The sequence below is a fragment of the Hymenobacter saemangeumensis genome, from assembly GCF_039541835.1.
GTDB classification, from domain to species: Bacteria; Bacteroidota; Bacteroidia; order Cytophagales; family Hymenobacteraceae; genus Hymenobacter; species Hymenobacter saemangeumensis.
This window is the reverse complement of the sequence record NZ_BAABGZ010000081.1, coordinates 165,639-187,869: the sequence shown is the minus strand read 5'-3', so window position 1 is coordinate 187,869 and position 22,231 is coordinate 165,639. Positions and strand designations below refer to the sequence as shown.

The 22,231-nt window shown below is 62.5% G+C and carries 20 protein-coding genes; 13 read left to right on the top strand and 7 right to left on the bottom strand.

All coding sequences use genetic code 11. The features are described from left to right. Positions 1 to 60 precede the first annotated feature (60 nt). Complete coding sequence (locus ABD919_RS22700) at positions 61 to 270, top strand: hypervirulence associated TUDOR domain-containing protein (RefSeq protein ID WP_345238382.1); 210 nt, start codon at positions 61 to 63, stop codon at positions 268 to 270. Between the two features lie 58 nt (positions 271 to 328). Next, on the top strand, positions 329 to 769 hold the full coding sequence (locus ABD919_RS22695; protein WP_345238381.1) for a hypothetical protein: 441 nt from the start codon (positions 329 to 331) through the stop codon (positions 767 to 769). A gap of 73 nt (positions 770 to 842) precedes the next feature. Here ABD919_RS22695 and ABD919_RS22690 read toward each other — a convergent pair whose 3' ends face one another. Next, positions 843 to 2,399 (bottom strand): amino acid permease, encoded by a 1,557-nt coding sequence (locus ABD919_RS22690; protein ID WP_345238380.1) that lies wholly within the window; start codon positions 2,397 to 2,399, stop codon positions 843 to 845. Positions 2,400 to 2,673: 274 nt separating this feature from the next. Between ABD919_RS22690 and ABD919_RS22685 the strand changes: the two genes are divergently transcribed. From ABD919_RS22685 to ABD919_RS22660, 6 genes are all read left to right on the top strand, one after another. After that, complete coding sequence (locus ABD919_RS22685) at positions 2,674 to 3,006, top strand: hypothetical protein (protein ID WP_345238379.1); 333 nt, start codon at positions 2,674 to 2,676, stop codon at positions 3,004 to 3,006. A 155-nt stretch (positions 3,007 to 3,161) separates the two neighbouring features. Continuing rightward, positions 3,162 to 3,608 carry a hypothetical protein gene (locus ABD919_RS22680; protein WP_345238378.1) on the top strand — a complete coding sequence of 149 codons (447 nt, stop codon included), beginning with the start codon at positions 3,162 to 3,164 and terminating at the stop codon, positions 3,606 to 3,608. A gap of 196 nt (positions 3,609 to 3,804) precedes the next feature. Next, on the top strand, positions 3,805 to 5,184 hold the full coding sequence (locus ABD919_RS22675; protein ID WP_345238377.1) for an MBL fold metallo-hydrolase: 1,380 nt from the start codon (positions 3,805 to 3,807) through the stop codon (positions 5,182 to 5,184). Between the two features lie 87 nt (positions 5,185 to 5,271). Further along, positions 5,272 to 5,832, top strand: a complete 561-nt coding sequence (locus tag ABD919_RS22670) for a hypothetical protein (RefSeq protein WP_345238376.1) — start codon at positions 5,272 to 5,274, stop codon at positions 5,830 to 5,832. A gap of 132 nt (positions 5,833 to 5,964) precedes the next feature. Next, positions 5,965 to 7,224, top strand: a complete 1,260-nt coding sequence (locus ABD919_RS22665) for an exonuclease SbcCD subunit D C-terminal domain-containing protein (protein ID WP_345238375.1) — start codon at positions 5,965 to 5,967, stop codon at positions 7,222 to 7,224. A gap of 111 nt (positions 7,225 to 7,335) precedes the next feature. After that, a complete protein-coding gene (locus ABD919_RS22660) occupies positions 7,336 to 10,737 on the top strand; it encodes an AAA family ATPase (RefSeq protein WP_345238374.1) in 3,402 nt (1,133 codons plus the stop codon). A gap of 110 nt (positions 10,738 to 10,847) precedes the next feature. On the opposite strand, the gene ABD919_RS22655 is transcribed toward ABD919_RS22660, so the two are convergent. Both ABD919_RS22655 and ABD919_RS22650 read right to left on the bottom strand, forming a co-directional pair. Next, complete coding sequence (locus tag ABD919_RS22655; protein ID WP_345238373.1) at positions 10,848 to 11,912, bottom strand: DUF6687 family protein; 1,065 nt, start codon at positions 11,910 to 11,912, stop codon at positions 10,848 to 10,850. A gap of 75 nt (positions 11,913 to 11,987) precedes the next feature. Next, positions 11,988 to 12,314, bottom strand: a complete 327-nt coding sequence (locus tag ABD919_RS22650) for an HNH endonuclease (RefSeq protein ID WP_345238372.1) — start codon at positions 12,312 to 12,314, stop codon at positions 11,988 to 11,990. 185 nt (positions 12,315 to 12,499) lie between these two features. On the opposite strand from ABD919_RS22650, the gene ABD919_RS22645 reads away from it, so the two are divergent. From ABD919_RS22645 to ABD919_RS22630, 4 genes are all read left to right on the top strand, one after another. Further along, complete coding sequence (locus ABD919_RS22645; RefSeq protein ID WP_345238371.1) at positions 12,500 to 12,946, top strand: hypothetical protein; 447 nt, start codon at positions 12,500 to 12,502, stop codon at positions 12,944 to 12,946. A gap of 185 nt (positions 12,947 to 13,131) precedes the next feature. Then, on the top strand, positions 13,132 to 13,440 hold the full coding sequence (trxA, locus tag ABD919_RS22640) for a thioredoxin (RefSeq protein ID WP_345238370.1): 309 nt from the start codon (positions 13,132 to 13,134) through the stop codon (positions 13,438 to 13,440). A gap of 238 nt (positions 13,441 to 13,678) precedes the next feature. Further along, positions 13,679 to 15,991, top strand: a complete 2,313-nt coding sequence (locus tag ABD919_RS22635; RefSeq protein WP_345238369.1) for a TonB-dependent receptor — start codon at positions 13,679 to 13,681, stop codon at positions 15,989 to 15,991. A 27-nt stretch (positions 15,992 to 16,018) separates the two neighbouring features. Beyond that, positions 16,019 to 16,870 (top strand): DUF4249 domain-containing protein, encoded by an 852-nt coding sequence (locus ABD919_RS22630; RefSeq protein ID WP_345238368.1) that lies wholly within the window; start codon positions 16,019 to 16,021, stop codon positions 16,868 to 16,870. An 84-nt stretch (positions 16,871 to 16,954) separates the two neighbouring features. Here ABD919_RS22630 and ABD919_RS22625 read toward each other — a convergent pair whose 3' ends face one another. The 3 genes from ABD919_RS22625 to ABD919_RS22615 form a co-directional block, all read right to left on the bottom strand. After that, positions 16,955 to 17,782: a purine-nucleoside phosphorylase gene (locus tag ABD919_RS22625; protein ID WP_345238367.1), complete on the bottom strand. Its 828-nt coding sequence runs from the start codon at positions 17,780 to 17,782 to the stop codon at positions 16,955 to 16,957. Positions 17,783 to 17,955: 173 nt separating this feature from the next. Continuing rightward, positions 17,956 to 19,725: a signal peptide peptidase SppA gene (gene sppA / locus ABD919_RS22620; RefSeq protein WP_345238366.1), complete on the bottom strand. Its 1,770-nt coding sequence runs from the start codon at positions 19,723 to 19,725 to the stop codon at positions 17,956 to 17,958. A gap of 15 nt (positions 19,726 to 19,740) precedes the next feature. Beyond that, positions 19,741 to 20,412 (bottom strand): porin family protein, encoded by a 672-nt coding sequence (locus ABD919_RS22615; protein ID WP_345238365.1) that lies wholly within the window; start codon positions 20,410 to 20,412, stop codon positions 19,741 to 19,743. Positions 20,413 to 20,556: 144 nt separating this feature from the next. Between ABD919_RS22615 and ABD919_RS22610 the strand changes: the two genes are divergently transcribed. Beyond that, the gene (locus tag ABD919_RS22610) at positions 20,557 to 20,730 is read left to right on the top strand and encodes a hypothetical protein (protein ID WP_345238364.1); all 174 of its coding nucleotides are present in this window, start codon (positions 20,557 to 20,559) and stop codon (positions 20,728 to 20,730) included. 103 nt (positions 20,731 to 20,833) lie between these two features. On the opposite strand, the gene ABD919_RS22605 is transcribed toward ABD919_RS22610, so the two are convergent. Next, positions 20,834 to 22,159 carry a replication-associated recombination protein A gene (locus ABD919_RS22605; protein WP_345238363.1) on the bottom strand — a complete coding sequence of 442 codons (1,326 nt, stop codon included), beginning with the start codon at positions 22,157 to 22,159 and terminating at the stop codon, positions 20,834 to 20,836. Positions 22,160 to 22,231: the final 72 nt, after the last annotated feature.

Here is a 22,231-nt window from a genome sequence, read left to right as displayed (position 1 = left end):
CAACCTATTGGGATACAAAATGACAGCTGAATAAGACAAGCAACCTAAGCCCTAACAGCTATGCGCAAAGGCAGTAAAGTATCGTGGAAGTATGGCACCGGCACGGCCACCGGCAAAATCGAATCGGTGCACAAGGAGCCCATCAGCCGCAGCCTCAAAGGCAGCGAGATAAAACGCAACGGCAGCCCCGACGACCCGGCCCTGGTAATCGTGCAGGACAATGGCGACCGGGTGCTGAAGCTGAAAAGCGAAGTAAAGCCGGCTGCGTAAGTCCACCCTTCGTTAATCTCGGCCTTACCTACGTACTTGTGGGCTCATTGATTGCGCCATGCCCAGTGCTCTTTTTTTCGTTTCCGACTACTATGAGTTGCGCTATCAGGCCGACCGGGGCATCCTGCATGGCCGGGCCCGGCGGGGCTTGTCGATGGACGAGTTTCTGGAAGTATGCGAGCAGTTTTTGCTCCTGGCCCGGCAGCAGCACTGCCGCTACTGGCTGCTCGACGGCCGGGCCGATATAAACCGCCGCGACCCGTCCATTTACCTGTGGCTGAATGAGGACTACCTGCCGCGGGTGCGCGAAGCCCTGGGCGAAGGGCCCTGCATGGCCTTTCTGGCTACCCCCGAGCAGTGGGCGCAGCTGGGCCAGCGCGGCTACGGCCCCAATGCCCCGGCCCGCCCGGCCAGCCTCTCCTACACCGGCTGGTTTACGGAAGAAGCCCAGGCCCTGTCCTGGCTCAATAAGTTCAGGAGCCCGCTTCCCGCTGCCTGAGCCGGCGCTGCCGGCCAGCAAAAAGCCCCGCCGGCAGTACTGCCAGCGGGGCTTTTTTAAAAACCATGCGACCCTACAGGTTGTCCTTGTCGGGCTCGATAAAGGCCTGCTCGTCGATTTCCTTGGGCACTACCACCACGCCCTGCTGCAGCTTGGAGTTGCGCTTGCCGTAGAGGAAGTACACCCCAAAGCCCAGCACCATCCAAATCAGCGCCAGCTTCAGGGTGTTGGCGTCGAGGGCCAGAATCATGAGCAGGCAGATGGCGGCACCCAGCACCGGCACCAGCGGGAAGCTGGCCGACGACAGCGGCGAGCGGAACGGCCGGGGCTGCTCGGGGTTGGAGCGGCGCATCAGCCACACGCCAATGCTCACCAGCACGAACGCCAGCAGGGTCCCAAACGAGGTGAGGTCGCCGGCCAGGGAGCCGGGCACGAAGGCGGCAAACGCGCCCACGAACACCAGCAGAGCCAGGTTAGACTTGTAAGGGGTGCGGAACTTGGGGTGCAGCTCCGAGAAAGCCTTGGGCATGAGGCCGTCGTTGGCCATGGAGAAGAACACGCGGCTCTGCCCCATCAGCATCACCAGGATAACCGAGGAGAAGCCGGCCAGAATGGCCACCGTTACGGCCGTGCTCAGCCACTCATAGCCGGGCATGTGCTCCTTAATAGCGTAGGCTACCGAGGCCTCGCCGCCCTTGGCCGGGTCGGCAAACTCGCGCCAGGGCGCTACCCCCGTCAGCACGTGGCCGAACAGGATGTAGAGAACAGTACACACCGCCAGCGAGCCCAGGATGCCGATGGGCATGTCGCGCTTGGGGTTTTTGGCTTCCTGCGCGGCCGTGCTCACGGCATCAAAGCCGATGAAGGCAAAGAACACAATGGCGGCGCCCCCCAGGATGCCGCCCCAGCCGTGCTTATTCCAATCGGTGTACTCGCGCACTACTTCGCCGGCCGCGTTTTTCACGGGCTCGGCATTTTCCGGAATCAGGTAAGGCGTATGGTTGGCCGGGTCGATAAACTGCCAGCCTACGGCGATGAACACCAGCACAATGGCCACCTTCACCACCACAATAACGGCATTGAAGGTAGCCGACTCCTGCGTGCCTTTGATGAGCAGCAGGCTGAGCATGATGATGATGAACAGCGCCGGCAGGTTGATGATGCCGCCCTCAAACGGTGAATGGCAGAGATTGTAGGGGATACTGGTCCCAAACACCTGCAAGAGCTTGTTGAGGTACTCGCTCCAGGCAATGGCCACCGTGGCCGCGCCCAGGGCATATTCCATAATCAGGGCCCAGCCAATTACCCAGGCGATGAACTCGCCCATGGTGGTGTAGGCGTAAGTATAAGCCGAGCCGGCGATGGGAATCATGGCGGCAAACTCGGCGTAGCACAGCCCGGCGAAAGCGCAGCCGATAGCGGCCACAATAAAGGCCAGGGTTACCCCCGGGCCGGAAGCCTGTGCTGCGGCCGCGGCCGTGCGTACAAACAAGCCGGCGCCAATGATGGCGCCCACGCCCAGCGCGACGAGGTTGGCCGCGCCCAACGTTCGCTGCAGGGTGCCGTGCCCGGTGGAGTTGGCCTCGCCCAGAAGCAGGGCCAGGGGTTTTTTGGCGAAAATGTTTGCCATTCGAAAAGAAGTTGTAAGTTGGTTTGGAAAAGCAGAAATGGATATGAAACAGTTGTTGCCCATCGTCGGACACCAGTGACGAGAAAAGCATCTAGCCGATGCAAAAGCCAGCGAAAAAACGCCTAGCTACGGTAGCGAAGCCGAAATATAGGCAGCAAATTTGGCCCCCACCCGTCACTGTGTACATTTGGGCAATCAACAACTGTGCGGCTTCACATTGCCGGCCTACCGCCCCACTATTAACCCATTAACTTAACAAACACCTTTTTACTTCATGAAAAAAGTACTTACCCTCCTCGCCGTGCTGGCCCTGGCCAGCACTACCACTAGCTTTGCTCAAGCCGGCAAAACCCCAGCGGCATCCGAGAAAGCAGCCGCCCACAGCACCCCCGACTACAGCAGCCAGCTTGGGCTGAATGCGGCCCAGGCCACCAAGCTGCAAACCATCCTGCAGGGGCAGAGCCAGGAAATGCAGCAGCTCAAATCCAAGGACCCGGCCGGAACCGGCTCCGACGCGATGGCTGCCCGCGCCCGGCACGACGAGCAGCTGCGCGCTGTGCTCACCCCCGAGCAGTTTGCGAAATACAAAAAGCTGAGCAGCAAATAGCTCGTCCAGCCAGCACCCTGCAAAGCCCTGCTCCTTCGGAAGCAGGGCTTTGTTTTTGGCCCGACCCTTGTAAAAGGATGTTCGGCAGATTAAACCTGCGCGGCTCCTGCGCTTCTAACCCGCCACAAACTCACTTACCTATCCCACTTTCTCCCATGAAAAAGACCCTTCTGCTGCTGGCCGCCCTTGCTTTCGCCACCGCCGGCACCACCTTCGCTCAATCGAGCAACGCGGCCGCTCCGGCCAAAATGAAAGTAAAGGAGAAAAAAGACAAGAAAACGCCCGAGCAGAAAGCCGACCACCGGGCGGCGAAAATGGCGAAGGAGCTGGGCCTCAGCCCTGACCAGGAAGCTCGCATCGAGCAGATTCTGCTGGCCCGCCAGCAGGAGATGAAAGCCCTCAAAGAGAAAACCGCCGGCAACGGACGGGCAGCTCATACCGAGAAAAAAGCCCTCCGGGAGCGCTACGACGCCAAATTCAAGGACGTGCTGACTGCCGAGCAGTACGCCAAGTTCCTGCAGTTGCGCGACGAGCACAAAGACGACGACGGGCCCGGCCATGGTCACGGGAACGGCAAGATGAAAATGAAAGAAAAAAGCTAGCACTTCGGCTTTTCCTACCAGCAGGCCCCGGCTATTGTAGCCGGGGCCTCTTTTTTTGCGCTGCTACCGAGGGTTTCTACCCCAAAATTTCGGGGCCGCCGGAAATCCTTCTGCTTTATATTCGGTTAACCCCTACTCTCCTTATATTTGGCCAATGCGCCTGGCCTCGCGCGGCGCCTCACCAAACCCATCCGAAATGCCTCCCCTTCCCAGTAGCACCGCGTCGGCGGTGCAAATTCAGCAGTTTTACGACAAGGGCCTGGCCCACGCTTCCTATGCCGTGCGCTGCGGCCGGCAGGTGGCCATCATCGACCCGGGCCGCGACCCCCAGCCCTACTACGACTTCGCCGACGAGCACGAAGCCCGCATCGTGGCCGTGATTGAAACCCACCCCCACGCCGACTTCGTGTCGTCGCACCTGGAAATTGCCGAGGAAACCGAAGCTGACATCTACTGCAGCAAGCTCGTGGGCGCGCGCTACCCCCACAAAACCTTCGACGACGGCAACCGAATTACCCTGGGCTCGGTGGAGCTGCACGCCATCAACACCCCCGGCCACTCGCCCGACTCCATCAGCGTGCTGCTCATGGATGAGATGGCCCAGACCCGCGCCGTGTTCACCGGCGACACCCTGTTTGTGGGCGACGTGGGCCGCCCCGACCTGCGCGAGGACGAAACCGTAGGCGGCCACAAGCGCGAGGAGCTGGCTGCCCAGCTCTACCGCAGCACCCGCAACAAGCTCATGACCCTGCCCGGCTCCACCAAGGTGTACCCGGCCCACGGCCCGGGCTCGCTCTGCGGCAAAACCACCAGCCCCGACCTCGACAGCACCATTGCCAAGGAGCTTAAAACCAACTACGCCCTGCAGCCCATGTCGCAGGAAGAGTTTATCCGGGTGCTGCTCGAAGACCAGCCCTTCGTGCCCAAGTACTTCGGCCACGACGTGAAGCTGAACAAGCAGGGGGCCCCCAGCTTTGAAGACAGCATCCGGGCCGTGCCCCACCTGCGCCCCCACGATGCGCTGCAGCCCGGCGTGCTCATCATCGACACGCGGCCGGCGACCAAGTTCCGGGCCGGCCACCTGCCCGGCGCCATCAACCTCATGGACGGCGGAAAGTTCGAAACCTGGCTGGGCTCGGTGGTAGGCCCCACAGAGCCCTTCTACCTCATTGCCGACACCCAGATTGCCCTGGACACGGTAATCCGCAAAACCGCCAAAATCGGCTACGAGGGCAACATCAAGGGCGCCCTGCTGGCTCCCCTGCGCCTCCCCGCCACCTCCCCCACCGTGGATGTGGCCCAGGTGCGCGAGCACCCCGGGCAGTTCACCATCGTCGACATCCGCAACCGCGCCGAGGCCAAAACGCCCGTCTTCGACGACGCCCTGCTCATCCCCCTGCCCGAGCTGCGCGAGCGCGCCCGGGAAATCCCCACCGACAAGCCCGTGCTGATTCACTGCGCCGGCGGCTACCGCTCGGCCGCGGGCAGCAGCATCGTGCAAAGCGCCCTGGCTGGTGTGGAAGTACTCGATTTAGGCGAGGCCATTACCGAGTTTCAGAAGCAGGCGGTGCATTAATACGCCAAACTAATTTATTGATTAGCGCCAGGCAGTAGGTTATTCTCTGCCTGGCGCTTTTTGATTATATCAGCCCCAAAAATTATTATGAAAGATTTCCGTTTTGATGCCCGCGAAATCGGCTTATTAATAGAGTTAATCTCTCAAAAGCCAGTCGAGATAGTATGGGACCTCAATGCGTTTTACCTTAATACCGATACTACAACCTATAAGATGGAATGCATTGACGCTCCCCCTGCCGGCGCTGAGAATGAGTATGATGAAATTTTCTTTTGCAAAATAGAGCAGCTTGAATCAAGGCTACATTTCAAGAAAAATGCACCTGGCTACTGGTACAAAATAGTAACATCAAATGCCGAAATTCAGGTATTAATTATTGTGGAGGTAGAACGATTATTTGTTGATGGTAGACTTTTTCAAAATCATAATCAAAAAGACACGTCTGAAAACATCAATATGCTAAGCCTTGGGCTGCTAATACAAACTAATGAAGGAGTTATTCCTGCAGTACTAGTGCCTTCGGAATTTGGCTTTAGCTGGCTTGAAAGGCATGGTTACTATAACTTGAATGAGGCGCTGGAGTTGATTACCAAGCGTGTAGGAGATGTTGAGTTAAGGTCAATTTCTTCGATACCCACGCACCAGTAATGTCGTTTTGACATATCAACAAACATGGCAGTATAAATATTAGCAACAATTTAGGCTCATGAAATGCCTGCCCCGTCAGGGCTTTTTTTGCATTCCCTCGGCCGGGGTTATCTTTGAGATTAACTCTACCCTATGCGCGTACTTCACACCGCCGACTGGCACCTCGGCCAGCGGTTTCAAAACGGGCACGAGCGGCTGGCCGAACACCGCTGCTTTCTCGACTGGTTGCTGAAAACCATTGAGGAAGAGTGCGTGGAAGTGCTGGTGGTGGCCGGCGACGTGTTCGACACCGGCAGCCCGCCCGCCGCGGCCCGGCAGCTGTACTACGACTTCCTGGCCAGCCTGCGCCGCTCGGCCTGCTGCCACGACGTGGTAATTGTGGGTGGCAACCACGACTCGGCCGCCACGCTCAACGCTTCGGCTTCGCTGCTGAAAGGGCTTCGGGTGCACGTGGTGGGCGGCGTGCCCGAGCAGTTCGATGAACAGTGTATCCGGCTGCCCCACGGGGCCGAAGAACCCCGGCTGGTGGTGGCCGCCGTGCCGTACCTGCGCGACGGCGACGTGCGCCGCCTGGTGCCGGGCGAGAACGCCGCTGAGCGCGAGGCCCGCCTGCGCGACGGCATCGCCGCCCACTACCAGCAGGTGGCCGACTGCCTGCTTCACTACCGCGAGCAGGGCGTGCCGGTGCTGGCCACCGGCCACCTCTTCGCCGCCGGCTGCGCCGACAACGACCAGCTCACCGAGCGCCCCCTGAGCATCGGCAACCTGGGCCAGATTACGGCCGACGCCTTCCCCGCCTTGTTCGACTACGTGGCCCTGGGCCACCTGCACCGGCCCCAGGTGGTGGGCGGGCAGGAGCGGGTGCGCTACTCCGGCGCGCCCATCCCGCTGTCGTTTTCCGAAACCAGCCACCCCCAGCAGGTGCTGCTGCTCACCTTTGAGGCGGGGGGCTGCTGCCCCAGAATCGAAGCCCTGGACGTGCCCTGCGAGCGCCGCCTGCTGCGCCTGCGCGGCACCCTGGAGGAAGTTGTAAAGCAGCTGGCCGAGTACGACAACGGCGACTTCCAGCACGAGGCCTGGGCCGAGGTACTGGTGCGCCCCGGCCAGCCCTGGGCCCTGGTGCAGGAGCAGGTGCGCGAAGCCTGGCTCAGCACCGAAGGACGCATCCGGGTGGTGGCCGGCCCCCGCCCCTGGCGCGAGGTGGAAGCTACTCCTGAGGGCGCCCCGGCAGCCGCCGAAGCCCCGCCCCTGCCCCACCTCGACGAGCTCACGCCCCAGGTAGTGTTTGACCAGCTGCTCGACAGCCCCGCCTACGCTTCCTTCGGCGAAGACACCCGGGCGGAACTGCGCAGCACCTTTGCCGAGTTGCTACGCTCAACGCCTGCTAATTAGTTGTCAGTTGTTCGTTGTCAGTTGTCAGGTTGTTCTGGTGAAGCTGACGGCAGAACAATCCTGGCAACGAAAAACTGACAACCGACAACTAGCAACTGACAACTAGTAAGAATGCGCATCCTTTCCATCGCCTGCCGCAACATCAACTCCCTGCGGGGAGCGCGGGAGCACCGGCTCGACTTTGAAGCGGCCCCGCTGGAAGGCTGTGGCCTGTTTGCCATTACCGGCCCCACGGGCTCGGGGAAAACGACTCTGCTCGACGCCATTACCCTGGCGCTGTACAACCAGACGCCGCGCCAGAAAAACTCCCAGACCCTGCTCAGCCACGGGGCCGCCGAAGGCTGGGCCGAGGTGGTGTACGAGGTAGAAGCCGGCCGCTTCCTGAGCCGCTGGAGCGTGCAGCGGGCCCACAAAAAGCGGGAGGGCAGCCTGCAAACGGCTATTATTGAAGTCAGCACCTGGCCCGAGCGTAAGATTCTCACCACCAAGTCGACCGAGAGCATCCGGCAGAACATTGCCCTCACCGGCCTCGACTATGACCAGTTTACCCGCTCGGTGCTGCTGGCCCAGGGCGGCTTTGCCGAGTTCCTGAAAGCCAAGGACGACGAGCGCGCCGGCCTGCTCGAGCGTATGACGGGTACGGCCATCTACAAGCAGCTGTCGAAGCAGGCCCACGAGCGCAAAGGCCAGGAAGAAAAAGCCGAGGAGCTGCTGGCTACGCAGCTGGGCTTTGTCAGCCTGCTGAGTGAGACCGAGCTGGCCGAGAAAAATACCGAAGCTGCTCGACTAGCCCAGGAAACCGCAGCTGCTGCCACTGCGGCCGAGCAGCTGCGCAAGCAGCACGAGTGGCACCAGAGGCTGACCGAGCTGCACACTAAAGCCGACGCGGCAGCTCAGGCTGTGGAGCGTGCCGAGGCCGCCCGCCAGGCCGAGCAGCCTACCCTGGACCGGCTAGCGGCCCACGATGCCGTAGAGCAGTTTGAAGAGCCCTGGCACGCTGCCCGCAGCACCGAGGCCGAAGGCCGCAAGGCCGGCGAGAAGTTTCACGAGCTGGATGCCCAGGCCAAAGGCGCCGGCACGCTGCTGGCCAAAGCCCAGGCCCAGACCGCCGAGCTGGTCACCGCCTGGCAGGCCGCCGCGGCCAGCCTGGCCCGCGAGCAGCCGGCGCTGTCGGCGGCCCTGGCCCAGCTGCCCAAGCTGCAAACCCTGCAGGAAGTAGTGCAGGCCGCCGCCTCAGCCCACGCCGAAAAAAGCAAAGCCCTGGCCACCGCCCGCCAGCAGCTGACCAACACCGAAGCTCAGCTGGGGCGCGACCGCCAGGCCCTGGCCGATGCCGCCACCTGGCTGGAGCAGCACGCCGCCGATGCTCACCTGGCTGCCCGTCTGGCGGAGCTGGAGGGCCTGCTGCGCCGTCGCGAGCAGACCCTGAACGAGCACAAGGAGCGCAGCGGCGAGCACAAGCAGCTGCTGAACAGCCTGGAAACACTCCGCCAACGGGGCCGCGATGCCCACAAGGCCGGTGAGCAGGGTGCCCTGGCCCTGCGGGAGCTGACGGCCGAAGCAGCCGGGTGGGCCAGCCTGCACCTGGGGCTGCTGCAGGCCGCCCAGGCCCGCACGCCTCAGCTGAAAAATGAGTTAGCCGCGGCCCAGCGTCAGTACGGGCAATGGTATGAGCAGCTGGTGGGCAAGCAGTTCCTGGCCAACCACCAGAACCTGCTGCGCCAGGGCCAGCCCTGCCCGGTCTGCGGGGCCCTGGAACACCCCGCCGTGGGCATCGATGCGTCTGAAGAAGCCATTGAGCAGCTTACCTCGCTGATGGCCGAAGCACAGGAAACCCTGGACCGGCTGAGCGCCGACCAGGCTGCTAACCAGGAGCTGCTGGTGCTGCTGGGCTCGGTGCCGGCAGCTGCCGGGGCTCCGGCCACGCTGCCGGCACAGAATGTGGCCGCCGCTACCCGCAGCGCCCGCCTGCTGGTGCGCGACCTGCTCGACGTGCCCGCCCGCCGCGCCCGCCTCGAAGCCGAGCTGCGCCAGGCCGAAGTAGCGGCCGCTACCGCTCAGGAGCAGCAGGGTGCCGTGCAGGCCCAGGTAGCTACTACCGAGGCCAAGCTGGAAAGCATCCGCCAGGAAGGCCAGCAGCTGGGCCAGCAGATTACGGAGCTGGCCGCCAGCTTTGGCGCCGTGTTCGACCCGCGCCAGCCCCAGGCTCTCAAGGTGGAGCTGGAGCAGCGCGCTGCCCGCTTCACTGAGATGGCCGGCCGGCAGCGGCAGCTGGAAACCACCCTGGCCAGTGCCCAGGCTACCCTGGCCGGCCTGCACCTGCAGGTGAACAGCCTGGAGCAGGAAACCGAGCAGGCCGCCGAGCGGCACCGCCAGGCTGCTGCCGAGCACGCCACCTGCGCCGCCGACATTGCCCGCGCCCACCACGGCTTCGACAGCCCCCGCGCGGCCCTGTCCTTCTGGGAAGCAGCCGAGCAGCAGGCCCGGCAGCTGCACGAAAAGCAGCAGCTGGCCGAAGCCGCCGCCGCCGAGCGCCACCGCACGCTGCTGGCCCGCAAAGCCGACCAGGAAACCCTGCGCGACGATGCCCTGGCCCGGGCCAAAATCCTGTTTGCCGACCTCGACCGCGACCTGCTGGCGGCTGGCCACAACCCGCACACCCTGCGCCTGAGCGCTGTGCTGCTGCCTGCCGCCGAGCGCCCCGCCCTGCGCGCCCTCAAGGCCCGGCTCAGCGGGGCCGTCGACTCGGCCCGCGCCGTGCAGCAGCAGCTGCTGGCCGAGCTGCAGCAAACCCAGGCCCTGGCTCTGAGCAGCGAGGCTGCCGATGTGGTACGGGCCGCTTACGAGGAGGCGCAGGCCCACTACCAGGGCCTGCACGACCAGCTGCTGCTGCTGAAAAAAGCGCTGGCTGACGACGATTTGAGCCGCCGCAAGCACGCTGGCCTGGCCCAGCAGCTCAGCGCCCAGCGGGCCGAGACGCGCCGCTGGCGTAACCTGCACGAGCTCATCGGCCACAGCGACGGCACCAAGTTCAGCCGCTTCGCGCAGGGGCTGACGCTGGCCCGCCTCGTGGCGCTGGCCAACCAGCACTTGGCCCAGCTCAACGACCGGTACCAGCTGCGGCGCAAGGACGACGCCACCCTGGGCCTGCTGGTAGCCGACAGCTACGACGACTGCACCCGCGACGTGAGCACGCTCTCGGGCGGCGAAACCTTCCTGGTGAGCCTGGCCCTGGCCCTGGGCTTGGCCGAGCTGGCTTCGGCCAATGCCGCCCGCCTCGACTCGCTGTTCATCGATGAAGGCTTTGGCACCCTCGACCCCGACACGCTGGATGTGGCCCTGGCGGCCCTGGGCAGCCTGCGGCAGCGCGGCAAGACCATCGGCATCATCACCCACGTCGACGTCGACAAGCTCAAGGACTACATCGACACCCGCGTGGTGGTGGAGCGCATCGGCCAGGGCAGCAGCCGCCTGCGGGTGCTGCCCGAGGTGCCGGCTGAGGTATTTGCGTAGTGCAGTTTCGCGGTGGGTGTAGCGTGGACTCTGCGAGACCGCGCGAATGAACGTTCACCCGCGCGGACTCGCAGAGTCCACGCTACATATCCACTGACTTCGAAGCCGCTCTAACCAGCCACTACGTGGCTACCACTGCTGGCAGCTTTTACCTCAGCCCAGGTCCAGTAACGACGGGGTTGAATACCGGCGTAGCCTGTTTGGAAAAAGGCCAGGACTTCAGCTTCTATCACCTCCGGCGCAATAGACGAGGGGTAGATGGGCCGCGCGTCGGGGTCGGCGTAGCGCTGGGTTTTGCTGAGTTTCTGCCCCTGCAGGCGCAGCAGGGGGCCGGTGTCGGTGATGCCGTCGCACACCCAGCGGCGGCCGCTGGCTTCAAGCGTGTTCAGGCGGGCGGCCAGCGGCGCCAGCGACAGGCGCGGCAATGTGGGGCGGCTGGCTAAATCAATCCAGGTGGTGTATTTATACTCCAGCTCGTAGCGCTGCCCCTCATAGAGGCTCAGCACAATATCGAAGCCAGCTGTGGGACCAAACAGGGCATAGTACGGTGGGGGCTGGGGCGTATGAATTACCTGTAAGCCGATTTCCGGATAGGCGACCCACTTGGTTTGCGCTGCCTGCATCACCTGCTGCGCCTGCTTTACCCGCCGGTATTCGGGCTCCCAGGCGGCCCGGCCGCTTTCGGGGTTGGCCAGAACCTCTGCAAAACGGGGCAGAAACCAGGCGAACTTCTCCGCCGAAGCTTCGTCTTCGCGCCGACGCCGGGCGGGTGCGCCGAAGGGCTCGTAGAACCGGGCTTTCTCCTCGGCATTCAGCCAGCACACCAGCTGCAGGGCCTGGTCGGCCAGCGGGTGGCGGGCATCGAGCTCCCGGAAGTCGCCCAACACAGCCACCAGGTGCAGGAGCTCCTCGTGCTGCAGTGCCAGCCCGGGGTGCAGCAGCGCCCACACGCCCACGAAGCCGTCCACATCGAAATGGTTGGCCGTTACGGCGGCAGCCTGCAGGCCGGGGGTTTGGGGCTGGTGCAGGGCCCGCAGCACCGAGCCCGCGCTGGTGTCGTCGCGCAAGGCCTCGGGCGTGGCCGCGCCGCGCCAGTGGGCCAGGGTTAGCACAGCGCCATTGGCTACGCTGTCGACTACAATGGTGGGCTGCTGCCGCAGTTGGGCAAAGGGCACAAAAAAACGTTTCACCTGGCAAAGCTCTGCCAAAAAGCGGGCCCGGGAAAGCGCAGAGCCTCCACCTCCCGCTGGCTAGCGCCGGGCCCGCCGGTTGCTGATGCGCTCCACTCGCTGCCGCCGTATCCAGCTCAGGTAGGTCTGCAGCTCTTCGGCGCCGCGCAGGGCTTCCACGGTGGCGTAGCGCCGGGCCAGCTCGCGGTTGCTCAGGAAGCGGTGCACGCTGCTATGGCAGGGCTGGCACAGATGCACGGTGGGTCCGTAGCGCCCGCCCTCCTCCCGCGGCACGAGGTGGTGCCGGGAAGTTTGCGCTACCTGCCGCTCGCACAGGCCGCAGACGGAGGCATCGCGGCCGGTGCTAACAGGAACCTGCTCAGACAGCTTAAGTCGGCGGCGGGGCATGTACTGGAAAAAGTTAAATCCTGGTATGCACTTTGTAAAGGCCGCATAACAGCAGGCAGATGCGAAAAGTTATCGGCCGGTTGTTGTTATGCCAACAAACCGCTAACTTGGCAGCAAACAGCATAACGGCTGCTAATTCAGGCTTGCCCTAATTAACTTTCACTCACCTTTTCCCTCATTCAACTATGGTACTTGTACCCAACTCGGTTTCCCGGCTGAAGCGCATAGCCCAGCTCACTGCAGCGCTTCTCCTACTTGTTGTGCTTTGCCCTACCTCGGAGGTGAAGGCCCAAACCTGGATGGTCAGCACTACGGCTCACATCAAGCTGGGAATATTAGATAAATACGGCTCATTAGGCCCCTATACCGCTACGTTCGTTGTTCGCAACGAGAAGTCGGGCAAGGAGTACCTGCTGGTAAAACAGCTGGAAAAAGGACAGACGGGCATCGACGTATTGTTCCCCACTGAACCTTCTGACCCCGACTATTTCAAGGCAGATACTGGCGAAGCGGCCAAGGCACTGCCCGGCCGCTACACCTGGGAATGCCGGGTTGGTGGCAAAAAGGCTGTGGGTGGTCACTTCGTGTTTCCCGAAGTTGGTAACGACGTAACGGTGCTTGGCAAGCGCTAAAATATTTGCAGCTTGGACTTTTACATTCTACTTGCAAAAGTACAATTCAGGACAAGCAAATTACTTTTTTTAGTTGCAATAAAGCCCGCTCCCCCAGCGGGCTTTATTCGTATCAGGGCCTGGAGCCTGCTCGCGCTGCGGCCGGCGTGCCTACTCTCATTCAGCTACTACCATCTGACAAGCCTATGCCTCGCAAGTCGTTTGCCGAACTCATCAACAGCCCGGGCATGCCGGTGCTGGTCGATTTCTATGCCACCTGGTGCGGCCCCTGCAAAACCATGGCGCCCATTCTGGAGCAGGTAGCCGCCCAGCACCAGGGCAAGCTGCGCATCATCAAGATTGATGTAGACCGCAACCCGGCCGTGGCCCAACAATTCAAGGTGCAAAGCATTCCCACCCTGCTGCTGTTCAGCCAGGGCCAGCCGGTGTGGCGGCAGGCGGGGGTGGTGCCGGCCCCCCAGCTGACCCGGGCCCTGCAGCCTTTTCTCAGCTAAGCAGCCATTGCTGAGGCTTGAGCAGGCTGGCGAAGTGAGTGTTGCATGCGGCATTCTACACCTGACCCAGGCCTTTCCCTGGGCTTGTATTCCGGCACTGCGCGTGGGCTTATTTCGCATGCCAGCAAACTATTGGCTGGGCATGAGCGTTTTCGTATGCCCTAAATCTGCTGGTTTGCTGGCCTGCCGCTCTATGAACTTTCTACGCCTTCCGCTTTTTCTGCCGCTATTCCTGCTATTGACCAGCCTATGCCAGCCGGGCTGGGCCCAGCCTTCCGGCCGCTTTACCCTGAGCGGCACCGTACGCGGGGCCCGCGGTGAAGCCCTGCCCGGCGCCAGCATAGCCGTGCCCGCCCTCAACACCGGCACTGCGGCCGACTCAGCAGGGCATTTCTCGCTTACGCTGCCGGCCGGCCGCTACCAGCTGTTTGTCGACTTCATTGGCTACGAGCGCCTTACCCGGGAGCTGAACCTGACCCGCAACCAGCGCCTGAGCCTTACGCTGGCGGAAAGCCGCAACGAGCTGAGCGAGGTGATTGTAGAAGGTGCGGCCACCCTAAAGGACAAGCTGCAAAGCACGCAGATGGGCGTGGAGCGCCTCACCATTCGCGAAGCCAAGCTGCTGCCGGCCTTGTTCGGGGAAGTTGATATCCTGAAAACCCTGCAGCTTAAGCCCGGCGTGCAAAGCGGCGGCGAGGGCACCTCCGGCCTGTTTGTGCGGGGCGGCTCGGCCGACCAGAACCTGGTGATGCTCGACAACGCGGTGGTGTACAACCCCAACCACCTCTTTGGCCTGTTCTCGGTGTTCAACTCCGATGCCGTGCAAAGCGTGGACCTCTACAAGTCGGGCTTTCCGGCCCAGTTCGGGGGCCGCCTTTCGTCGGTGGTAGACGTAAAGCTGCGCGAGGGCGACCGGCAGCAGTACGTGGCCACCGGCGGTATCGGGCTGATTTCCTCGCGCCTGACCCTGGAAGGGCCCATTACCAAAGACAAAGGCTCGTTTATCGTGTCGGGCCGGCGCACCTACTTCGACATCTTTACCCGCGCCCTGAACGAGGCCAACAAGGACAAGGAAAACTACAGCCCCATTCCTGATTATCATTTTTACGACCTAAACGCCAAGGCCAACTACGCGCTGGGTGAAAAAGACCAGCTCTTTTTCACAGGCTACCTGGGCCGCGACATCTTTGGCTTCAACAGCCCCGGGGGCTTCAACTTTGACTTTCGCTGGGGCAACACCCTGGGGGTGCTGCGCTGGAGCCACACCTTCAATCCCCAGCTGTTTGTGAATACTTCGGTGTCGGTGTCGAACTACAAGTACGAGCTGGCCAACAAGTTCGACCAGTTCAGCTTCGGCATTGGCTCCGACATCACCGACTTTACCGCCCGCACCGACTTCGACTACACGCCCAACGAGCGCCACCACTTCAAGGCTGGGGCCATGTTCACCAAGCACCTGTTTGGGGTGGGCAACCTGGCCGCCAACTCCAGCGATGGCCGCATCGACTTTGGTGCCGGCGTCAACTACCAGGGCCTGGACGGCGGGCTGTACGCCTCCGACAACTACAAGCTCAGCGACAAGTGGCAGCTGGAAGGTGGCCTGCGGCTGAGCGGCTTCCAGAGCGGGCAGAACACCTACTTTGGGCTGGAGCCCCGCGCCTCGGCCCGCTACGCCCTTAACGACCGCACTTCGCTAAAAGGGAGCTACGCCATGATGTACCAGTACGTGCACCTGGTGAGCAACTCCGGCGCGTCGCTGCCCACCGACATCTGGTATCCTTCGCGGCTATCGGTGAAGCCGCAACGCTCGCAGCAGCTGAGCACCGGCGCCAGCTTCCTGCTGTTTGAAGGCAAATACCTGCTCACCAACGAAGTGTACTACAAGTGGGGCCGCAACCAGGTCGACTTTAAAGACGGCGCCCAGCTGTTTGTGAACGAGGACCTGGACGACGAGTTCCTGTTTGGTAAAAGCTGGGCGTATGGCAACGAGCTGTACCTGGAAAAGAAAACCGGCAAAACCACCGGCTGGGTGGGCTACACCCTGTCCTGGAGCTGGCGCAACTTCCAGCCCCAGCGCGGCACCCAGGGCATTAACGGGGGACGCGACTTCCACCCCACCTACGACCGCCGCCACAACCTGACGGCCGTGCTGATGCACCAGCTCAACACCCGCTTCAGCCTCACGGCCAGCTTCGTGTACTCCTCGGGCTCGGCCACCACCCTGCCCCTGGGCCGCTTCGGAGTGCAGGACATTCCCGGCTCCAGCACCGGCCTCGACCCGCGCCCGGTGCCGGTGTACCCCGACCGCAACACCTACCGCCTCATCCCCTACCACCGCCTCGACCTGGGCGTGGTGTACAAAGTGGGCGCCCGCCGCAACCAGGACATCACCCTCAGCATCTACAACGCCTACAACCGGCGCAATGCCTACTTCGTGTACTTCGAAGCCATTCGCGACAAGAACAACAACAACCGCATTACCAGCTTCCAGGCCCGGCAAGTGTCGCTGTTTCCCATCATTCCCTCGCTTACCTACAACTTCCGCTTTTAAGCGGCCAAGCCTGCTTATACTGCCGCGATGAAACATCTGCTCTGCTTCCGCTTTTGGGCCGCCACGCTGCTGAGCGGCACGGCCGCCCTCACGCTGCCCGCCTGCGGCGACTTTCAAAAGGACATCGACGTACCCCTGCCCACCTACTCGGCCGAGCTGGTGGTGGAATGCTACCTGGAGCCGGGCGTGGTGCCCCGCCTTACGGTAACGGAGTCGGTGCCTTACCTGGCGGCCGTGACGCCCGTGGTGCCGCTCGACGTGCGCGTGACCCTGACCCTGCCCAACGGCCGGGAGCTGCCCCTGCCCTTTCGCCCGGGCCGTGATACGCTCACGGATAAGTTTCATACCCACATGGGCACCGCGCCGCTGGTGGCCCGGCCCGGCGACACCTTCCGGCTCGACGTGCGCGACAGCAAGGGCCGCCACGTAACCGGCACCGCCACCATGACCGAGCTGGTGCCCATCGACTCGATGGAGTACAAGTTCAACGACAAAACCGGCGACGAGCGGAAGGCTTACATTCTCACCACCTTTCGGGACCCGCCGACGCCGGGCAACTACTACCGCCTGCTGATGCACAAGCGCGACAGCATCTACCGGGCCCCCGACCAGGACCGCCTTTTCGAAGACCTGCTGTTCAACGGGCGCAGCGTGCCCATGGGTACCTCCTACCGCTTTTCCCCCGGCGACACCGTCACCAGCACCCTCTACCACATCGACGCCGCCTACTACCGTTTTCGCCGCTCCACGCGCGACGCCCGCAATGCCAACGGCAACCCTTTTGCTCAACCCTCGGCCATCTATAACACCGTGCAGGGAGGCATTGGGGTGTTTACTATTCTCAATTATCAGCGCCGCCGCATTGTGCTGCCGCTGTAATCTTGAGTTAAAAGTTAAAAGTGAAGAGTTAAAAGGCGGGTCTGCTTTTTAACTCTTCACTTTTAACTTTTAACTAATACGGCGTTATACCATGGCCCGAATCAGCTGGGTGAGGCGCGGTTCGGCGACGGCGGCGGCGGCAAAGATGTCGGCCAGCACCACGGGCTTGAGGTGGCCGGGCGCGCAGAGGTCGGTGATGACGGACACGGCCAGCACGGGCAGGCTCATGTGGCGGGCGGCAATAACTTCGGGCACAGTGCTCATGCCCACGGCATCGGCCCCGATGGTGCGCAGGTAGCGGTACTCGGCCGGCGTTTCGAGCATGGGGCCGGGCACGCTCACGTACACGCCGCGGCGGGTGGTGTCGGCCAGGCCCAGCTCCCGGGCGGCGGCTTCGGCCCGGCGCAGCAGCTCGGCGTCGTAGGGCGCAAACATGTCGGGAAAGCGCGGACCCAGCTCGTCGAGGTTGGGGCCGATAAGCGGGTTGCCGGGCTGCAGGTTGATGTGGTCGTCAATCAGCATGAGGTCGGCAATACGGAATTCGGGATTTAAGCCGCCGGCCGCGTTGCTTACCAGCAGCTTACTGATGCCCAGCAGCTTGAGCACCCGAACGGGCAGCACCACCTGCTGCATGGTGTAGCCTTCGTAGTAGTGAAAGCGCCCCTGCAGCACGGCCACTTTTTTGCCGCCCAGCGTGCCCAGCAGCAGGCGGCCGGCGTGGCTTTCCACGGTCGAAAGCGGAAAATGGGGAATATCGGCGTAGTTGATTTCGTGGGCTACCTCCACCTCTTTGGCCAGGGCACCCAGGCCCGTGCCCAGGATAATACCGGTTTCGGGCTGAAAGCGGGCCGACTGGGCCTGAATGTAAGCAGCGGCTTCGCGCAGCTGCACCATGTGCTCGGAAGAATTCATGGCGCAAAGCAACAAGAAAAAAGCCAGCTTGAGGCTGGCTTTTTTCTTGTTGCTGATTTCTGGTTTCTAGGTTTCTTGTTGCTGGTTCCTTGTTGTCGTTTTAACAAGAAACCAGCAACAAGAAACCTCCTGCTACGGCGCGCATCGTACGAGTTCGGACGCAACAGCAGTGACTAATGCACTTCCAGCGTGTAGGGCAGGCGGGCCTGCACCCCGCGCATCTGCATCAGCTGCTGGTACTGCTGGTAGGCCGGGTACAGGGGGCCCAGCTCGGCTTTCAGGGCTTTGGCCTTGGCTTCTTCGCTTTTGCCGTCGAACATGCTCAGCAGCTTTTCGAAGGCCGACTTGCGGCGGGGCAGGTGCTGCAGGCGGTAGTCGTCGCCCTTGATGCCGGCGCGGCGGGCGGCCAGCTCCACGGCCAGGTCGAAGTCGCCGAGCACGTCCACCAGGCCATTGCTTTTGGCTTCAAGCCCGCTCCACACCCGGCCCGAGGCCAGGCGGCGCAGGCGCTCTACGGGCATGTTGCGGCCCTTGGCGGCCTTGGTGGTGAAGTCTTCGTAAATCTGGTCGACCTGGTGCTGCAGGGTGCGCTTCTCGTAGTCGGTGAGCGGGCGCGTGATGGTGGGAATGTCCGAGAACTTGCCGGTCGTGACGCGGTCGACAGTGATGCCCAGCTTGTCGGCCAGCAGGGGCTGAATGTTGGGCAGAATGCCAAACACGCCGATGCTGCCGGTGATGGTGTTGGGATGTGCCACGATGGTGTCGCAGGCCATGGCGATGTAGTAGCCACCCGACGCCGCTACGTCCGACATGCTGGCGATGATGGGCTTTACCTGCTTGGTAAGCACCACCTCGCGGTAAATAACATCCGAGGCCAGCGAGGAGCCGCCGGGCGAGTTGATGCGCAGCACGACGGCTTTCACCTTGTCGTCGAGCCGGGCCTTGCGGATGGCCTCGGCGAACTTGGTGCCGCCGATATTCTCGTCGTCGCCCTTACCGGATACGATGTCGCCTTCGGCATAAATCACGGCAATGCGGTTGCCGCTGGTCTTGCCTTCCTTGTCGTCATCGTCGCTGTCTTCGTAGTCGCCGAAGCTTACCAGGTTGACCTTTTTCTCTTCCTTCAGCCCCAACTTGCCGCGCAGGTAGTCCTGCACCTGGTCGAAGTAGCCGAGGCGGGTCACCAGCTTCAGGCGCAGGGCATCGGCAGCATCGTGCACCAGCATGGAGTCGGAAATCACCTTCACGCGGCCGGGCTCCAGCTTGCGGGCCTCAGCCACTTTGCTGATGGTGTGCCCGTTGATGGAGTTCAGGAAAGACACGGTCTGGTAGCGGGCTGAGTCGGAGAAGTTCTCGCGCATGAAAGGCTCTACGGCGCTCTTGAACGAGCCCACGCGGAAGATATAGGGCTGAATGCCCGCCTTGTCGAACAGGCGCTTGTAGAACATCACCTCGGCGCTCAGGCCATTGAACTCCAGCAGTCCCTGGGGGTGCAGGTAAATCTGGTCGGCTACCGAGGAAAGGTAGTAGGCTTTCTCGGATGCGGTTTCGTGGTAGGCCACAATAAACTTGCCCGACTTCTTAAAGTCGAGCAGGGCATTGCGCACCTCTTCCAGCGAGGCCATGCCGCCCTGCACCAAATCCAGGTTCAGGAGAATGCCCTTGATGTCGCCGTCGGTTTTGGCCCGCTTGATTACCTCTTTCAAGTTGCTCAGGCCGATGCTGGCGTTGCCGCGGCCCAGGGGGTTGAACTCTGCTTCCTGCCGGCGCTCGGTGATGGGCTTGTCGAGCTTCAGCTCCAGCACGGAGTTAGCGGCTACTTCTTTCTTATCGGCCCCGCTGGCGGCGGCCCCGATGATGCCGGCCAGGATGATAAAGCCCACGAAGGCAAACAGTGCCAGGCCCACCAGGGTGGCTAAAACGAACTTTAAAAATTGTCTCATGAACTTAGGCTTGTATTATTCTTTATTCTTTGCTGCCCCAAACAGGTAGCCAATCGCAAACTCAAAGCCGCGGTTATGCAGGCCGCCGGCGCCCAGGGCACTGCGCAATTGGGCATCTTTCTCGGTGCTGATGTCGAGCAGGCCATAGTTGAGGCGGGCGCTGGCCACCAGGCCATTGGGCAGGTCGAGGCCCAGCCCGCCGCAAACGGCGCCGTCGAGGTCGTAGTAACTGCTTTTCACGTTTTCATCGGCGCTTACCGCGGCCCCGCTGCTGCTGCTGCCCACCGTGCCCACCCGCCGGGCCGAAAGCAGCAGCCCCACCGAGGGGCCAAACTGCAGGTTGACGATGCCGCCCAGGTAGACTTTGAGCATAATGGGCAGCTGAAAATAATTCAGGTTCACGTCGTAGTCGGGCTTGCTGCTGCCGGGCGTCAGGCCGTTGCTGCTTCCCTGCTGCACATACAGCAGCTCGGGCTGAATGGCGAAGGCCTTGCTGGAGCGGCAGCGCATCATCAAACCGGCGCTGTAGCCATTTTTGTAAAAGGACTTGGCATTAATCTGACCGCTGAGCGTACTCAGGGCCAACCCGGCCTTAGGCCCGACATGCACCCCAATGCCCTGGGCCTGAGCCGAAGTGGCCGCCAGCAGCCCCAGAGCTGTCAGCAGGCTGGTAGAAAAAAGCTTCATGGAAACGGCAGAATGTGGTTGGGAACGACGGCAAAGTAAGCACCCCGCCGCCAAGCGCCGCCGGCGGCAGCGGCACCGGCCGGCGGGGGCCGCGTTTCGGGATGAAAACCCAGCTGCCTATATACCCGGCATTCGGGTGCCGGGATGCACACCATCACACTCAGCAATGCCCAGGGCCGGGCGCTGCATCAGTACACCCTCGCCGGTGGCCAGACCCACGAGCCAAGCCTGGCCGGCTTGCCCAACGGCCCGTACCTGCTGGCAGGCCAGGCAGCCGGTGGCAGCTCCCGCTTCACACTGCGCCTGCTGAAGGAGTAGAGCTCAGTTGTAAAACAAGACATGCCACATTCGCTGAGCTGAGAACACCTACCGCTCAAGCCAACAAATCAGCGTCATCACATAAATCAGCGGCAATCAGCGATTAATAGCCGTACTTCTCGCCCCACCAGAAGCGCAGGCGCTCCTGGATTTTCTGCTCGCTGGCGTTATGGCCGGGCTCGTAGAAGCGGGTTCCTTTGAGGGCCTCGGGCAGAAATTCCTGCTCCTGGAAGTTGCCTTCGCCGTCGTGGGAGTAGCGGTACTCGTCGCCGTAGCCCAGCTGCTTCATGAGCTTGGTGGGCGCGTTGCGCAAAGCCACCGGCACGGGGTGCACGCCGTGGGCCCGCACCTCGGCCTGGGCCGCCCGAATGGCCAGGTAGGAGGCGTTGCTCTTGGGCGAGGTGGCTAGGTACACCACGGTTTGCGCCAGAATCAGGTCCGACTCGGGCAGGCCGATGACGGTGCAGGCCTGGAAGCAGCTCTGGGCCAGCATCAGGGCGTTGGGGTTGGCGTTGCCGATGTCTTCGGCGGCCAGGATGAGCATGCGGCGGGCAATAAACTTCACGTCTTCGCCGCCTTCCAGCATCACGGCCAGGTAATACAGCGCCGCGTTGGGGTCGGAGCCGCGCATGCTCTTGATAAAGGCCGAAATGACGTCGTAGTGCATCTCGCCGCCCTTGTCGTACTTGGCCAGGGGGCGCTGAGCCACCTGCTGCACTACCGCATCGGTTACCTGCACCACACCTTTCTTATCGGGCGGCGTGCTCTGCACCACAATTTCCAGCAGGTTGAGCAGCTTGCGGGCATCGCCGCCGCTGAGAGCCATCAGGGCGCGGTCTTCGGCCAGCTTCACCTTCTTCTGGCTCAGGGCGGGGTCCTCCCTCAGGGCTTTATCAACCAGGCCGCGCAGAATCTCCGGGCTCAGCTCCTGCAGCGTGTACACCTGGCAGCGCGAGAGCAAGGCCGGAATCACCTCAAAGGAGGGATTTTCGGTGGTGGCGCCAATCAGCGTGACGGTGCCCTGCTCCACGGCTCCCAGCAGGGCATCCTGCTGGGCTTTGCTGAAGCGGTGAATCTCGTCGATGAACAGCACCGTGCCGCGCTGCCGCCGGGCCCGGTCAATCACCTCGCGCACGTCCTTTACCCCCGCGTTGATGGCACTCAGGGCGGCGAAGGGCTGCTTGAGCTCGGCCGCCAGCAGGTTGGCCAGGGTGGTTTTGCCCACGCCCGGCGGCCCCCAGAGAATGAGGCTGGGCAGACGGCCGGCGTTGAGGTAGCGGCGTAGCACGCCCTCGGGGCCCAACAGGTGGGTCTGGCCGGCGTAGTCGGCCAGGGTGCGGGGGCGCTGCCGCTCGGCCAGGGGCGCATCGGGGCTCACCGGGGGCGGCGGGGTGAAGGCGGCAGGTTCGTCGGGGAAGAGTGAAGACATAAGAAGTAGCGCGGCCTTTAACTTTGTTGACCTTCGGTTGCCGCCCGCGTGTCAGAACGATTCCGGCCGGAA

Excerpts from the sequence above, each read along its gene's own strand:
- ABD919_RS22700 (WP_345238382.1), top strand. The coding sequence starts at position 61 with ATGCGCAAAGGCAGTAAAGTATCGTGGAAGTATGGCACCGGCACGGCC.
- ABD919_RS22695 (WP_345238381.1), top strand. The coding sequence starts at position 329 with ATGCCCAGTGCTCTTTTTTTCGTTTCCGACTACTATGAGTTGCGCTAT.
- ABD919_RS22690 (WP_345238380.1), bottom strand. The coding sequence starts at position 2,399 with ATGGCAAACATTTTCGCCAAAAAACCCCTGGCCCTGCTTCTGGGCGAG.
- ABD919_RS22685 (WP_345238379.1), top strand. The coding sequence starts at position 2,674 with ATGAAAAAAGTACTTACCCTCCTCGCCGTGCTGGCCCTGGCCAGCACT.
- ABD919_RS22680 (WP_345238378.1), top strand. The coding sequence starts at position 3,162 with ATGAAAAAGACCCTTCTGCTGCTGGCCGCCCTTGCTTTCGCCACCGCC.
- ABD919_RS22675 (WP_345238377.1), top strand. The coding sequence starts at position 3,805 with ATGCCTCCCCTTCCCAGTAGCACCGCGTCGGCGGTGCAAATTCAGCAG.
- ABD919_RS22670 (WP_345238376.1), top strand. The coding sequence starts at position 5,272 with ATGAAAGATTTCCGTTTTGATGCCCGCGAAATCGGCTTATTAATAGAG.
- ABD919_RS22665 (WP_345238375.1), top strand. The coding sequence starts at position 5,965 with ATGCGCGTACTTCACACCGCCGACTGGCACCTCGGCCAGCGGTTTCAA.
- ABD919_RS22660 (WP_345238374.1), top strand. The coding sequence starts at position 7,336 with ATGCGCATCCTTTCCATCGCCTGCCGCAACATCAACTCCCTGCGGGGA.
- ABD919_RS22650 (WP_345238372.1), bottom strand. The coding sequence starts at position 12,314 with ATGCCCCGCCGCCGACTTAAGCTGTCTGAGCAGGTTCCTGTTAGCACC.
- ABD919_RS22645 (WP_345238371.1), top strand. The coding sequence starts at position 12,500 with ATGGTACTTGTACCCAACTCGGTTTCCCGGCTGAAGCGCATAGCCCAG.
- trxA (WP_345238370.1), top strand. The coding sequence starts at position 13,132 with ATGCCTCGCAAGTCGTTTGCCGAACTCATCAACAGCCCGGGCATGCCG.
- ABD919_RS22630 (WP_345238368.1), top strand. The coding sequence starts at position 16,019 with ATGAAACATCTGCTCTGCTTCCGCTTTTGGGCCGCCACGCTGCTGAGC.
- ABD919_RS22625 (WP_345238367.1), bottom strand. The coding sequence starts at position 17,782 with ATGAATTCTTCCGAGCACATGGTGCAGCTGCGCGAAGCCGCTGCTTAC.
- sppA (WP_345238366.1), bottom strand. The coding sequence starts at position 19,725 with ATGAGACAATTTTTAAAGTTCGTTTTAGCCACCCTGGTGGGCCTGGCA.
- ABD919_RS22615 (WP_345238365.1), bottom strand. The coding sequence starts at position 20,412 with ATGAAGCTTTTTTCTACCAGCCTGCTGACAGCTCTGGGGCTGCTGGCG.
- ABD919_RS22610 (WP_345238364.1), top strand. The coding sequence starts at position 20,557 with ATGCACACCATCACACTCAGCAATGCCCAGGGCCGGGCGCTGCATCAG.
- ABD919_RS22605 (WP_345238363.1), bottom strand. The coding sequence starts at position 22,159 with ATGTCTTCACTCTTCCCCGACGAACCTGCCGCCTTCACCCCGCCGCCC.